General features: G+C 42.5%; 14 protein-coding genes. 8 read left to right on the forward strand and 6 right to left on the reverse strand.

What is annotated here, in order from left to right; all coding sequences use genetic code 11:
* Window positions 1-27: 27 nt before the first annotated feature.
* Both HWV02_RS17060 and HWV02_RS17065 read left to right on the forward strand, forming a co-directional pair.
* A complete protein-coding gene (locus tag HWV02_RS17060) occupies window positions 28-2,172 on the forward strand; it encodes an MFS transporter (protein WP_211688882.1) in 2,145 nt (714 codons plus the stop codon).
* A gap of 71 nt (window positions 2,173-2,243) precedes the next feature.
* On the forward strand, window positions 2,244-2,705 hold the full coding sequence (locus HWV02_RS17065; RefSeq protein WP_211688884.1) for a hypothetical protein: 462 nt from the start codon (window positions 2,244-2,246) through the stop codon (window positions 2,703-2,705).
* Between the two features lie 93 nt (window positions 2,706-2,798).
* Here the strand turns inward: HWV02_RS17065 and nhaD are convergent, their stop codons facing one another.
* On the reverse strand, window positions 2,799-4,238 hold the full coding sequence (gene nhaD / locus HWV02_RS17070; protein ID WP_211688886.1) for a sodium:proton antiporter NhaD: 1,440 nt from the start codon (window positions 4,236-4,238) through the stop codon (window positions 2,799-2,801).
* Between the two features lie 221 nt (window positions 4,239-4,459).
* On the opposite strand from nhaD, the gene HWV02_RS17075 reads away from it, so the two are divergent.
* On the forward strand, window positions 4,460-5,731 hold the full coding sequence (locus tag HWV02_RS17075) for a mechanosensitive ion channel family protein (protein WP_211688887.1): 1,272 nt from the start codon (window positions 4,460-4,462) through the stop codon (window positions 5,729-5,731).
* A 100-nt stretch (window positions 5,732-5,831) separates the two neighbouring features.
* Here the strand turns inward: HWV02_RS17075 and rluB are convergent, their stop codons facing one another.
* The 5 genes from rluB to HWV02_RS17100 form a co-directional block, all read right to left on the reverse strand.
* Window positions 5,832-6,839 (reverse strand): 23S rRNA pseudouridine(2605) synthase RluB, encoded by a 1,008-nt coding sequence (rluB, locus tag HWV02_RS17080; RefSeq protein ID WP_211676935.1) that lies wholly within the window; start codon window positions 6,837-6,839, stop codon window positions 5,832-5,834.
* A gap of 104 nt (window positions 6,840-6,943) precedes the next feature.
* A complete protein-coding gene (scpB, locus tag HWV02_RS17085) occupies window positions 6,944-7,510 on the reverse strand; it encodes an SMC-Scp complex subunit ScpB (protein WP_370629410.1) in 567 nt (188 codons plus the stop codon).
* Window positions 7,511-7,525: 15 nt separating this feature from the next.
* On the reverse strand, window positions 7,526-8,311 hold the full coding sequence (locus tag HWV02_RS17090) for a ScpA family protein (RefSeq protein ID WP_211676936.1): 786 nt from the start codon (window positions 8,309-8,311) through the stop codon (window positions 7,526-7,528).
* 3 nt (window positions 8,312-8,314) lie between these two features.
* Complete coding sequence (locus HWV02_RS17095) at window positions 8,315-8,935, reverse strand: L-threonylcarbamoyladenylate synthase (RefSeq protein ID WP_211676937.1); 621 nt, start codon at window positions 8,933-8,935, stop codon at window positions 8,315-8,317.
* Window positions 8,936-8,999: 64 nt separating this feature from the next.
* Window positions 9,000-9,872, reverse strand: a complete 873-nt coding sequence (locus HWV02_RS17100; protein ID WP_211672643.1) for a PHP domain-containing protein — start codon at window positions 9,870-9,872, stop codon at window positions 9,000-9,002.
* 150 nt (window positions 9,873-10,022) lie between these two features.
* Here HWV02_RS17100 and HWV02_RS17105 point away from each other — a divergent pair, with 150 nt between their 5' ends.
* The 5 genes from HWV02_RS17105 to trpCF are packed head-to-tail and all read left to right on the forward strand — an operon-like array spanning window position 10,023 to window position 14,971.
* Entirely contained in the window at window positions 10,023-10,280 is a 258-nt protein-coding gene (locus HWV02_RS17105; protein WP_211672644.1) for a hypothetical protein, read from the forward strand.
* The gene (locus HWV02_RS17110; protein WP_211676938.1) at window positions 10,219-11,850 is read left to right on the forward strand and encodes an anthranilate synthase component 1; all 1,632 of its coding nucleotides are present in this window, start codon (window positions 10,219-10,221) and stop codon (window positions 11,848-11,850) included. Before HWV02_RS17105 ends, HWV02_RS17110 begins: the two co-directional genes overlap by 62 nt.
* 10 nt (window positions 11,851-11,860) lie before the next feature.
* Window positions 11,861-12,445: an aminodeoxychorismate/anthranilate synthase component II gene (locus HWV02_RS17115; protein ID WP_211672646.1), complete on the forward strand. Its 585-nt coding sequence runs from the start codon at window positions 11,861-11,863 to the stop codon at window positions 12,443-12,445.
* Window positions 12,446-12,469: 24 nt separating this feature from the next.
* A complete protein-coding gene (trpD, locus tag HWV02_RS17120; protein WP_255550519.1) occupies window positions 12,470-13,540 on the forward strand; it encodes an anthranilate phosphoribosyltransferase in 1,071 nt (356 codons plus the stop codon).
* 42 nt (window positions 13,541-13,582) lie between these two features.
* Window positions 13,583-14,971: a bifunctional indole-3-glycerol-phosphate synthase TrpC/phosphoribosylanthranilate isomerase TrpF gene (gene trpCF / locus HWV02_RS17125; protein WP_211676939.1), complete on the forward strand. Its 1,389-nt coding sequence runs from the start codon at window positions 13,583-13,585 to the stop codon at window positions 14,969-14,971.
* Window positions 14,972-14,974 lie beyond the last annotated feature (3 nt).

A 14,974-nucleotide genomic window follows, 5' to 3' on the forward strand; every position in this document is an offset into this window, starting at 1 on the left:
AGATAAAATAGAAAAGAGAACACACTTGTGACCACGACCTTGAAACCTTTCATATTGCTACTTGTCAGTGGCTTTTTGCTCATGCTTGGCTATGGCTTAAGTAATATTCTATTGCCTGTACGCATGCAAAATGACGGTATCAGCGTCGACAACATAGGTATCATCTTATCTATGCTGTCAGTGGGCTTCTTACTAGGTGCTCTCTATAGTCGAACACTATTACAGCGGGTTGGCCACATTCGTATATTTGCCATGTGCGGTAGCTTAACTTCGGTGGCAATCTTGCTTTCAGGCCTGTATCCAGAGCCGTTAATGTTAGCTGCAATGCGTATGCTCACTGGGTTTTGTATGGCCTGTGCCAATGCCACACTCGATAGCTGGTTAAGCCATAGCGCTACAGAAGAAAGCCGTGGACGAATATTATCAATTAACCAGATGGTGATCATGTCTGCGCTGTTCTCTGGTCAATTTTTGTTGAACGTGGCACCGATTAGCGATGTCACCTTGTTTGTGATATCCGGTATTCTATTTAGCCTTTCTATAACCCCCATGGTGATAAGTAAGCATCAAGGGCCGCAGATTGAAGACAGTCAGTCCATGTCCTTAATGACCATTATGAAGCTGTCACCGCTCGGCGTTATCTGCTGTTTTTATGGCGGTTTTCTTTATGCTGGCTTAGTCAACATGCTGCCTATTTTTGCCAATGATAATGGTATTCAAGGTTTCAGTTTATCCATATTCATGGGGGCATCTATCTTTGGCGCCATCATTTTCCAATACCCTATCGCCTATTTATCCGACCATTTTGACCGTCGTAAAACCATGATCGGTATGGTATTAACCATTGCAGCATTGTCTTTATTAATACCGCAACTGATTAGTTCATCACAATTTAATCTCACCTTGCTAACGATTGCGATCGTGATGGGGCTAACCGCTTGCCTCTACCCAATGAGCATGTCAGAAACCTTCGATAAAGTATTAAGAGAACAAATCCTAGCAGCAATGGGATCCTTACTACTCATTTACGCACTGGGTAGTATTCTGGGTCCCAATCTAGCGTCAATCGCCATGAACATGTTTGGCAGTGCTGCATTGTTTTCATTTACGAGCATGACGGCCATGACATTACTGGCTTTGATCATTGGTAATATGGTCAATCAGACCGCATTACCACGCGATGAACAAGAAAACTTCATCATGCAAACCCCCTCAGGTGTTGCATCAGAACTGGATCCACGAACCCAGTATGCACAACCTTCTTTTGAACCAACGTCAGAAGTTGAAGTGGCGATTAGTTTAGCCGCTAACAATCCGGCCGCCGCCGTGAACATGGCAAAAACTTTAGCTATGCGCGATCCAAATGATGCCTCGAACTTAGCCGCAGCATTAAGTACCATTGACGAAATTGATATTAGCCGTCTGTATCGCGCCATCACAGCAGCCGCACCAGAGATGAGTCTTCATATCGCAGAAGCACTGACCAATGCCTCGCCTGAACAAGCTGAAGAATTAGTCGACTGGATCACCACCGAACGTCCCGACCAATTTACCAATATTATTGTTGCCATCGCCAACTCAATGCCAGACAACGGTATTGATGTAATGGAAGTTGCGGCTGAAAATATGGTTGAAGATCACCAAGAAGAATTGTTAGAAATGACAGATCAATACATGACCAGTCTATCTAATTCGTTAGATGAAATGCGTCCTGTCGATCGTGCTGCTGCCGCATCTGAACAGACCGCAACTGAGTTGTATAGCCGTTTAACAGACGTATCACCTGAACAGTCTGCCGAGTTAGCCTTAGCAGTATCAGAAGCGCTACCAGAATCATCGAACGTGGTCGCCGAAGCGTACGTAGCTAACCTCATTGAAGCAGAGCAAGCTGCACCGGGTGATACCACAGCTAATATCGAAACTGCGGTCAATGAATACGTCACTCAAATTGCAGAAACTATCCCTGAATATGCCGTTGATATCGCCAGTACTATGGTTGATTCAGTTCCTGATATCGCTTCTGATATGGTCGAGATCTTACAATGCTCTGACGTGTTCGATGACAGCGAATTGAGTGTGTCGATCAAGGATAAACCAGAACATGATGAACTAGAAGAGCAACTACAATATGCAGTACAAACGCAAGCAGATGAGATTGATAAGAATAGTTAGCCACTATTATTTCTTTCATTTTGATGGCAAAATACTACTATCGTTTAGTCATTAATCGTTAAGGAATATTCATGGAAAAACGTATTCATAGTGCTTACAGAGGCGAAATTTATGGTATTTCTTTTTTCACTCACTTTGCAAACAATTATACAAATAAGTCATTAATAGCATTATGGCACTCCTTAATCCAAGTTGAGCGCTTAACTGCAGACCTTCTAGAAATAAGCTTGAATAAAAACAACATAGAATATGACCGAAACGATAGCTTAATGAATGCTAAAGGCATCAAAGATGCCAGTGCTTGGATAAACCTACCTTGGTCAGAACTCGTTGACACATTGATTAATTGGGTAGAGCCTTACGAGCGTCAATATCGCTTATGGGTGATAGAAACCACTCAAGAATTCGAAACATTCCAGCTTATTGCAGACCATGAAACAGCTATTTTTCAATGTTGGAAATCAGAGCAGATAGGAGAATCCGGTATTCCTAAACTGCAAGCATTTATAGCAAAATACACAGATAAGCTATAGCGCTAATTTTATGGTTTATGTATAACAAAGTGAAATGAGCATTAATCAATACAATAAATGTATTTGATTAATGCCCAAAGTAAAACTAATCAGTTAAAACAAACCGCCATTCAGCCATAAATGGCAAAAAATAGAAGCTATGTAACCCAGTGCAATCACTGGAGCCCAACGTAGATGACCTGCAAAAGTATACAGTCCACGTGCTTGACCCATTAGCGCCACACCAGCAGCCGAACCAATAGACAGTAAACTACCGCCCACGCCCGCTGTTAAGGTCACTAATAACCATTGACCCAAAGACATATCTGGTTCCATGCTTAATACCGCAAACATCACCGGAATATTATCAACGATCGCCGACAAGACACCAACAGCCACGTTTGCCATTGTCGTATCCCACGTGCCATACATAATGCCAGAAGCTAGGCTGAGGTAACCCATAAAGCCTAGACCACCCACACACATGATCACGCCGTAGAAGAATAATAGGGTATCCCATTCTGCTTTAGCAACTTTGTTAAATACGTCAAATGGCACAACACCACCAAGCTGTTGCAAGGCTTTTTCGTCGTTAGCAAGTTCTGCTTTTGCACGTTTACGCTCTAACGAGATTGGCAGCGTTTTACGCAGGAAGTAACCAAAGAATTGCAGATAACCCAGGCCAGTCATCATGCCTAATACTGGTGGCATGTGTAACACGCTGTGTGCAGCAACAGCTGATGTAACTGTCAATAGGAATAACAAGACGATACGCTTCGCACCACGTTTGGTATATACGATTTCTTGTACACCAGATAACTTGGCATTTTTAGGAATGAAGAACGTCATTATCGTAGCTGGTACGATGAAATTAACCACAGATGGTAAGAATAACGCAGCGAATTCATTAAATTCGACCATGCCCTTTTGCCATACCATTAGGGTTGTAATATCACCAAATGGACTGAACGCACCACCCGCATTTGCGGCAACAACGATATTAATACAAGCAAGGTTAATAAACTTCTTATCTTCCCCTGCAACTTTCATTACCACCGCACACATAAGCAGTGCTGTGGTTAAGTTATCGGCAATCGGAGAAATAAAGAATGCGAGAATACCCGTTAGCCAAAATAAGCCCCTCAGATCGAGACCTTTACCTAACATCCAACTGCGCAGTGCATCAAATAACTGACGCTCTTCCATCGCATTGATGTAAGTCATCGCGACTAGTAAGAACAGCAATAGTTCAGCATACTCTAACAGATTATGCCTAAACGCAGCCTCAGCTACATCTGACATGCCTAAGCTAGCATAGTGCCAACCAATGAGAGCCCAAATAATACCTGCTGCCACCAAGACAGGTTTTGATTTTCGTAAATGTAAATGCTCTTCCGCCATTACCAGCAAGTATGCGCAGGTAAAGATAATTACAGCAAAATAGCCTATTCTGGACGCAGTAAGATCAACAATGTCTCCACCGCCACCTGATGCAAACGCAAACGTTGCAGGTGCTAATCCAAACAAGATAATTAAAATAAGCTTCATTGCCATGTTGTGTGCCTTCCCTCTCAAAATGATAAAAACTTGTGTAATGTATGTTATAAAACTGTTTTTAGCTATTGGCAATATCAATTTTAGCGAACTAATGGTGATTTTTATGTTCTTCATCAATGAAAAAATACAGGATAGAAGAGGAATTTGATAATAATTATTGCTAATCACTAAATATAATGAATATCATATCGTTTTATTACCGTAGTAGGATAATGACATTGGATAAAGAACTAAGGTTAATGATTTCACAATGGCTCTCAGAGAGCGATACGTTAAATAATACAGGGGCAAATACTTACAACCTAATACTACTCGTATTATGTTTGAGTCTAGCGGGGATATCTTATGTAATAGTGAAACGTGTCGTGATTAAAGCAATGAAAGTCATATCAGCTCGCTCCAAAGCGACTTGGGATGATAAATTTGTTGCACATGGTGTCTTAGAGAAGTTCGCATTATTAGTGCCACTACTGGTTATTGAGCTACTACTACCTCTGTTCTCTGTATGGTCTCCGTTTGTTTCCGATATTCTTGGTCGCCTTCTTACTGCTCTGTTAGTGATTTTATTTATACGCGCGATTTATGCTGTATTGAATGCTATTGCACAAATAGCCGATGAGCACAAAGCAACAAAACGCTTACCCATCACTAGCTTTATTCAATTAATTAAACTGTTTTTATTTTTTATAACAGCCATTATTACTGTCTCTATTTTATCCAACCAAACACCAATTTATTTCTTAAGCGGCTTGGGTGTAGCGACTGGTTTCATCATGCTGATATTCAAAGATACCATTTTAGGTTTTGTCGCCGGTATCCAGTTAGCCACGAACCAGATGGTCACCAAGGGCGATTGGATCCAAATGGATAAATACGGTGCAGACGGTACGGTTGAAGAAGTATCGTTAACCACAGTTAAAGTACGTAACTTTGATAAAACAATTACCATGCTACCAGCTTATGCTTTGGTCTCTGACGCGTTTAAAAACTGGCGTGGTATGAGTGAGTCAGGCGGCCGCCGTATCAAGCGTAGCCTCTTTATTGATATTCAAAGCATCAATTTTTTAACCAAAGATGAGTTACAACGTCTTGGTAAGGTTCATTTATTAAAAAACTACCTTGCGGATAAAAGCTTTGATATCAATACTTTTAATCTCGACTTCAATGAAGACGAGAAAGCGGTGAACGGCCGTGGTTTGACCAATATAGGAACATTCCGCACATACTTGTTAGCTTACTTACAACAGCACCCGAAAGTACGTAAAGACATGACATTATTAGTAAGACAATTAGCACCTACGACACAAGGCATGCCAATCGAGATCTATATTTTTACCGATGAAACACGTTGGGCTTTTTATGAAGACATACAAGCAGATATCTTTGATCATATCTTCTCGGTATTACCTGCATTTGGCCTACACGCTTTTCAGCAACCCAGTGGCAATGATATACAGTCACTGATAAAGCAGTGTCAGTCGCAGGCATAAAAAAACGCGTTAACCCAATGCCGATTGCAGGCAGGGATAACGCGTTATACAGTCACGTCTATTTTGTTATAAATAGCGCGTTGCAATTAAAAACGTCTTATTAGATACGAGTACGTTTTTTCGCTTTAGGGCCTCGCTGCTGTTTAGCAGGGCCTTTCTTACCTTTGTGGATTGGTATACCAGAACCCGTAGGCTTAGTACGACCTTTACCACGAGGTTCATTGGTTTCTTCGATCTCTTTACCCAATCGACCGCTTTTAGTCGGCTTTTGACGTGCGTCATTATTTTTCAATGAACGACGGATACGGCCTTGACGAATACGAGTTTCTCTACGATCTAAGTTACGTGCAGTCGTTTCTGGTGGTAATGACACAAGTACGCGTAAGTAGTTAATTTCGTTTAGTGCAAGTTCAGACCAACCGCCACGTGGTAAACGACGATCAAGTACTAATGAACCATAACGGATACGGATAAGACGACTTACCTGAATACCTTGAGATTCCCATAAACGACGTACTTCACGGTTACGACCTTCACTCAATAATACGTTGTACCATTGGTTAAGACCTTCACCACCAGTCCCCTCTGCAACACCTTTAATCTTTTGGAATTTGGCAGGGCCATCTTCCAATTCAACACCCATACGTAGGTTTTGAATAATTTTTGGTGTTACTTCACCAAAGATACGACAAGAGTATTCACGCTCTACTTCGTGACTAGGGTGCATTAGACGGTTTGCTAGCTCACCATCTGTCGTAAATAACAATAGACCAGATGTATTGATATCTAGACGACCAATCGCGATCCAACGGCCGCTTTTTAATGGTGGTAGACGATCGAATACTGTCTTACGACCTTCTGGATCTTTACGTGTACATAACTCACCTTCAGGCTTATGGTATGCAAGAATACGACAAACGTTTTCTTCTTCAGTGATCACGTGTACCGGATTGCCATCCAAACGAACTTTGTCCGTATCTTCAACACGGGTACCCAATGTCACAATCTCACCATTAACGCTGACACGGCCTTCTGCGATCACAGCTTCCATCTCACGACGGGAACCTAAACCAGCACGTGCTAGTACTTTCTGTAGCTTTTCACTCATCAGTTTTCCTAAATATTAAGTTACGATCTTATTTCGCAATTAAAAAATTTTGTATGTGCCAGATATCCTCAGATACCCAACACAGTTATTTTTATTTGATACTGTTAAATATCTAACAATGTTTCTTCGTCCATGGCGGCTAATTTAGCCAATAACGCTTCGTCCAATGGGGGTAACTCTTGGATACTTTTAATAGCAAAGTAATCCAAAAATTGGGTCGTTGTCGCATATAAAGCCGGTCTACCCGGTACTTCTTTGCGGCCAATCACTTTGATCCATTCACGCTCTTCAAGCGTATGGATCGTTTGGCTACTCACAGCAACCCCACGAACTGCTTCAATATCACCCCGACTTACGGGTTGACGATAAGCAATCAGTGCTAATGTTTCTAATGTCGCGCGCGAATATTTCGCGGGCTTATCTTGCAACATACGCTGCAACCAAGGCGTTAAATGTGAACGCGCTTGAAAGCGATAACCACTGGCTACTTCCACCAGCTCGATACCTTTATCATGATAATCGGCGCTTATCTCGGCAATGTAGGCGGTCACTTGTTGACGGCTTAAGCCTTCATCGGCAAGAACATCACGGCATAAAGCCGCTAATGATAACGGTTTCTTCGCAACAAAAATAGCCGCTTCAATAATCTGTTTATAAGGTGTTGTATTCACACTCAGGTCTCATACTTATTCGGCTAAACTTAAGTATATCTCACCCAAAGGATTATTCTGGATAAGGCTAATTAAAGACTCTTTAAGTAACTCAAGGATCGCCAGAAAACTCACCACGATACCACGTCGACCTTCTTTAAGATCGAGTACTTGATGGAAAGTTCGCACCTTACCATCTTGCAGTAATGCCAGTATATGGGTCATCTTTTCACGCGTGGTTAATACTTCACGTTGGATCTGATGATGCTCGAAGTGTTCTGCTTTCTTGAGTAATTTTTGCAGATTATACGCCAAGTCGCGCAGAGATACTTCAGCTAATAACGGGGTTGTCGTAATATTTTCTGGCAGTTCGGCGTTAGCAACAAAAATATCGCGCTGGATCCTTGGATGCTTATCTAGATTTTCTGCCGCGTTCTTAAAGATTTCATATTCTTGTAGCTGTCGGATCAGCACGAGACGCGGATCGTCCAACTCTTCTTCTGCCACCACGAGTTTAGGGAGTAATAACCGTGATTTAATTTCAGCCAACAAAGCTGCCATGACCAAATACTCACCGGCAAGTTCAATTTTCAACGTAGTCATCAGATCCACGTATTCCATGTATTGCGCGGTGATTTTTTGCATCGGTAGCTGTAAAATATCGAGTTTTTGCTTTTTGATTAAATACAACAATAAATCTAACGGTCCTTCAAATGCGTCTAAGAATACACTCAGCGCATCTGGCGGAATAAACAAATCCTTGGGAACTTTACGTAATAACTCGCCATTAACCTTGGCAATCGCAGTGCTAGACTCTACCACAGGTTACACGAAAGAAGATGCATCACCGGCACCTTGACGAAGAATAACGGCATCACCTTCCGAATAATCAATAACCGTTGTCGCTTGCTCGCCTAAGTAACCACCATTGATAATGAGCTCCACTTGGTTTTCAAGTTGGTCTCGGATCGCTTCTGGATCAAATTCTGCACCTTCGTTACCCGGTAAGATTAACGACGTCGACATCATAGGTTCACCGAGTGCATCTAATAATGCCAATGCAATTGTGTTGTCTGGCACACGAATACCGATTGTTTTACGCTTAGGATTCACTAAACGACGCGGCACCTCTTTGGTTCCTTTAAAAATAAACGTAAAAGGACCCGGGGTATTATTTTTAAGCGCGCGATAAGCTTGATTATCAACGCGTGCGTATAACGACAACTCCGATAAATCACGGCATAACAAAGTAAAGTTATGCTCTTTATCTAACTTACGGATTTTACAAATACGCTCTAACGCCATTTTATCACCAATATGACAGCCTAGCGCATAGCCAGAATCTGTTGGATAGATGATCACACCACCATTGCGTAAAATAGCAACCGCCTGACTGATTAAACGCGCTTGCGGGTTATCAGGGTGTATATAGAAAAATTGACTCATAAATTATTACTCCTTAACTGTTTAGTGACCATCGTTGACACAGCTTAATTACCACTTGGTAAACTTAAGCGCCTTGCTCCACAGTGGAGGCAAGTTTCGCATCACCTTCAGGCCAAGACGACCACACTGGGGTACAATCCTTAGGGATATATAAATTTCGACCTAATTCAGTCCAGCTGCTTGGCCGATGAAAATCAGAACCAACAGACCCAGACAAATTATAATCACGACCATAACTGGCTAACTGAGTACGTTCGGTAATACCTTGTTGTGGCTGTCCCACTTCTAAAGCATCACCACCCGCTTCTTCGAAGGCAGCTAATAATCTTTTAAACCATTTAGTTGACAGTTTATACTGCAGCGGATGAGCCAGTACAGCTTGCCCACCAGATTGATGAATTATTTCGATCGTTTGTTCAATTGTTGCCCAGTTGGGTGGCACATAGCCAGTTTTTCCCTTAGCTAAGAAACGTTTAAATACATTTTGAAAGGTATTTTCAACGCCTTGCTCAACTAAATATTTAGCAAAGTGACTGCGAGTAATACTGGCATCGCCAGCAAGTGCTTTCGCGCCTTCATACGCATTTGGAATACGCGCTTTGGCTAAACGATTACCCATTTCAACCGCGCGCTCTTCACGCTTATTACGCTGTTCTGCTAAGAATGCCTGCAACACAGGGTTCTCGAGGTCAACATTTAAGCCAACCACATGAATCTCATGGTTTTGCCAATTGGTTGAAACTTCAACACCATTAACTAAAGTAAGCGGTAATTGATTGGCTGCAATCGTATCATGGGCTTCTTGGAGGCCAGCCGTAGTATCGTGATCGGTAATCGCTAACACATCAACGCGATGTAGAACCGCACGTTGGACTAGTTCAGCTGGACTTAAAGAACCGTCAGAGGCTGTCGTATGAGAATGTAAATCGTATATCATAAAAATAAAGCGTATCCAGCGATAAAAATTCAAAAAAAAGCACAATAAGGCCCTATTATAAGTTTTATTTAACAATTTCACACAAAAATTAATAAATGTATTGACAATAATAGCCCTAAACGCCTAAGTTTAACCTACTTAGATAACTTTATGGCTCAAACGCAATGCAAAATATTACAAACCAAACAATCAGTTGGTGGTGGCACATCCCTCTCTAAACGGGCATGTGATTTTGTGATATCTGCAGTAAATGTAAATCTACAAAAAATAACAAACATTAAAGCCCGTTTCATTGAAGCGGGCTTTTTTATTGGAAATTTAGACAAACTAGAGCAAGGAAAGTGCGATGACGCAACGATTAGCGCCAGGAAAATTACATTCGATTCAGCAAGATTGCCCTCATATTGACGATCCCCTTGCCTTCTATCGCCACATGTATCGCCCAAGCGGTAACAGCTTATTATTAGAGTCGGCTGATATAGTCACAAAAACCGCACTGCAAAGTTTAATTTTGCTCGATGCGGCGGTTAAAATCGCCTGTTTTGGGCGTACCGTTGAATTCACAGCATTAACCCTGAATGGTGAAAACCTTCTCCCATTCTTAGCCGATGAATTTAAAACCCAACTTGGCAACGATGCCATTACGTCTCTGAGTCATAACAAACTAGCTTTAATATTCGCCCCGACTGACGATAGCCTTGATGAAGATTCCCGCTTACAGTCATCATCACCTTTCGACGCTTTACGCACTATTATCAACCGTGTCATCCCCGAAACGCCTTTTCATGAAGCATTATTTCTCGGAGGCTGTTTTGCTTATGACATGATTGCCAGTGTTGAAGAATTACCAAGTGTGCCGGATGGCGCCAATATCTGTCCTGATTTTGTATTCTATATTGCCGAAACATTAATTGTGATTGATCGCCAAACTCAACAATCAAAATTAATCGGTAGTGTCTTTGGTGGTGAGTACTTTGCAACTGCACTTAACGAAACAGAAGCAAAATTAGCCCGAATCCAAACAGAATGTGCGACAGTCTTAACAGCAATACCAGACTCTAAAGCAGCAGCACTAATGCTCAACGTCGATATTAGTGACAGTGAGTTCTGCGCGACAGTTGAAGATTTAAAAGATTACATCCGTAGAGGTGACATTTTCCAAGTTGTACCGTCACGTTGCTTTAGCTTGCCTTGTCCAGATTCGTTAGCCGCTTATGCCAAACTAAAACAAACGAACGCAAGTCCGTACATGTTTTACCTAAACGATTCTGACTTTGTGTTATTTGGTGCATCTCCAGAAAGTGCATTAAAATATGATGCGCAAACTAATGATGTAGAAATTTATCCGATTGCCGGTACTCGTCGTCGTGGTTTCCGTGCAGATGGTTCTATTTGCCCTGACTTAGATGGCCGTATCGAATTAGAATTGCGCCAAGACAAGAAAGAAACTGCCGAACACATCATGCTGGTTGATTTAGCACGTAATGACGTAGCCCGTATCAGTCAGCCTGGTACACGTTATGTGGCTAACTTATTAAACGTCGATCGTTACAGCCACGTGATGCACTTAGTGTCTCGTGTAAAAGGAAAACTACGCAATGACCTTGATGCCCTACATGCATACCAAGCGTGCATGAACATGGGGACGTTAGTTGGCGCACCTAAGATCCGCGCCGCGGAACTGGTTCGTCAAGTAGAACAGCAACGCCGTGGTAGTTATGGCGGTGCCGTTGGTTACCTTACGGGTGATGGCACCATGGATACCTGTATTGTTATTCGCTCTGCATTTGTTAAAGATGGCACTGCATATGTACAAGCTGGTGCGGGGGTAGTTTACGATTCAAACCCACAAGCCGAAGCCGAAGAGACCCGCAGTAAAGCAGCCGCAGTATTAAACGCCGTAGCCCTCGCACAAGGTTCATCATTCGCTGCCATCATGAAGGCAGAAGCTAACTCAACAACTCACAACGCTAAGTAACGGAGACAACATGAACAATACTTTATTTTTATTAGACAACTTTGACTCTTTTACTTACAACCTAGTGGATCAATTCCGCAGCCTAGGGCATGAGGTTAAAATTTACCGTAACAGTATTAGTGCCGAAGCAATTAAACAGCAAATAGACCAATGTGAAAACAACCCCGTTGTGGTGCTTTCGCCGGGCCCTGGTAATCCATCAGAAGCCGGTTGTTTGTTGGAACTGATCCGCTTGTGTCGCGGTCAATATCCAATGATTGGCATTTGTTTAGGACACCAAGCACTGGTACAACAGTATGGTGGCGTAGTTGGCCGTGCAGAAGAGATCATGCATGGTAAAGCCTCATCGATTAACCATGATGGTCAGTTAATGTTTGCCGGTTTGAGTCAGCCCTTACCTGTTGCACGCTATCATTCATTAGTCGCAACTGAAGTACCGAGCAGCTTAACCGTTAATGCAGAATTTAACGGAATGCCAATGGCAATCATTCAACCAGAAGATAAAGTCATTGGTTTTCAATTTCACCCAGAATCAATATTAACCAGTGAAGGCGCCGAGCTGTTAAAAAACACCCTAGCATGGGCAACAGCATAGGTCACAAGCCCTAAGGAGTAGGTCATGGCAGAATCAAACATCGTACCGGAAAAAATAGTATCGGAAAACACGGCACCAGCAACAATCACAGCGATTCTAGAAAAGTTATACGCAAACCAAGTACTGACTCTTGAAGAATCAGAAACGGTATTTACGGCTGTAGTACAAGGTGAAATGGATCCAATCATACTTTCGTCAGTGCTAACAGCATTAAAAATACGCGGTGAACAACCTGATGAGATTGCAGGTGCTGCGCAAGCATTATTAGCAGCAGCAACCCCCTTTCCAGCAGTAGAAGGCCTACATGCCGATTGTTGTGGGACAGGTGGCGATAACATGAATACCATTAATATCTCAACAACAGCTGCGTTTGTCGCTGCTGCTTGTGGGTTAAAAATGACTAAACATGGTAACCGCAGCGTATCAAGTAAATCGGGCTCGTCAGACTTATTGGAAGCGTTTGGTATTAATTTAACCCAAACCCCAGAGCAAGCAAAAGCCTGCCTTGATGAATTGGGTATTTGCTTTTTATTCGCACCACAATACCACGCAGGTATTCGCCATGCGATGCCTGTACGCCAAGCTCTTAAAACCCGCACCATCTTTAATGTGTTAGGCCCACTGCTGAATCCGACTCGCCCACAAGTTCAGTTAATGGGTGTGTATGATAAATGTTTAATTCGCCCAATCGCCGAAACCATGGATAAACTAGGTGTGCAGCGTGCGTTAGTCGTTCACGGCAGTGGTTTAGATGAAATCGCCCTACACGGTGAAACTAAAGTTGCCGAGTTAAATAATGGCATGATCACCGAGTTCACAATAAGCCCTGCCGATTTTGGTGTTGAACGTTATGACGTAGCCAAACTACGCGGTGGTGATGCAGCAGAAAACAAAGTCATTATCGAACGCCTGCTATCAGGTAACGGTACTGACGCACAAAAAGCCGCAGTGGCCATCAACGTATCGGCATTATTAGTGGTTGCTGAAATAGCCAAAGACTTCAAACACGGTACTGAATTAGCAATGACAGCAATTGATGATGGCCGTGCATTAGCCTTGATCCACCAACTAGCAGTAAAAAGTCAACAAGTTTAGTCTTGGTCTTAGCCTTAGTTTAACGAAAGGAAGGAAACATAAATGTTAACGCAAGAATTACAGCAAACCATTCTCGGTAATATTGTTGACGATAAAGTGGCTTGGGTTGCAGCGCGTAAAGCCAGTCAACCATTAGCGAGTTTTATTGCTGATTTAGTACCGACAGATCGTGATTTTTATGCCGCGTTATCGGGTAAACCAACCAAGTTTATTCTGGAATGTAAAAAAGCATCACCATCAAAAGGGCTAATCCGCCCTGAGTTTGATTTAGATTTAATTGCTGGCGTCTATAAAAACTATGCGGCTGCAGTCTCTGTATTAACGGATGAGAAATACTTCCAAGGTGACTTCGACTACATCACTAAAGTACGTAATGTCGTGACTCAGCCGGTGATCTGTAAAGACTTTATCATTGACGAATATCAGATTTACTTAGCCCGTTTACACCAAGCCGATGCAACGCTGTTAATGTTATCGGTACTCGATGACGCTGAATATATTGCCTTAGCTAAAGTCGCCCACAGCTTAAACATGGGCGTGCTTACCGAAGTCAGTAATGAAGCAGAATTAGTCCGTGCGATTGCGCTAGACGCAAAAGTGATCGGTATTAATAACCGTAACCTACGCGACTTATCAATTGACTTAAACCGTACCAAAGAGATTGCTCCGAAGATCCCAAATGATCGTATTATCATTTCAGAATCGGGCATCTACAATAACCAACAAGTACGTGATTTAGCGAACTACGCAAACGGCTTCTTAGTTGGTAGCTCGTTAATGTCACAAGACAACGTCGATTTAGCTTGCCGTCGTTTAATTTTAGGTGACAATAAAGTTTGTGGTCTTACCCGCCCAGAAGATGCAAAAGTCGTACATGAACAAGGCGCTATCTATGGTGGACTTATCTTTGCGCCAAAATCACCACGTTGTGTTAACGTAGCAACAGCGCAAGAGGTCATTGCAGCAGCACCACTGGCTTACGTGGGGGTATTTGTGAATGAACAAGTAACCGTCGTTGCCCAGCTTGCTAATCATCTCGATTTGGCCGCTGTACAATTACACGGTAGCGAAGATGCAAGCTACATTGCGATATTAAAAACCTTACTCAATAACGACATACAAATTTGGAAAGCACACGGGGTTAGCGAACAAGCACCCGATTTAAGTCTGACCAAGGTTGATCGTCATTTAGTTGATAGTAAGGTAGCGGGACAATCAGGTGGCACAGGACAGCCATTTGATTGGTCGTTATTAACATCTGAAGATTGCAGTCAAATCATGTTGGCCGGAGGATTAACTCCAGACAACGTGCAAGACGCAGCAAAACTCGGTTGCTTAGGGCTGGATCTAAACTCAGGATTAGAATCAGCACCCGGTATTAAAGATACAGACAAAATTATCGCGGCATTTAACGCGCTTAGAAATTACTAAAGG

Origin of the sequence: Moritella sp. 28, assembly GCF_018219435.1 — a bacterium.
GTDB lineage: Bacteria > Pseudomonadota > Gammaproteobacteria > Enterobacterales > Moritellaceae > Moritella.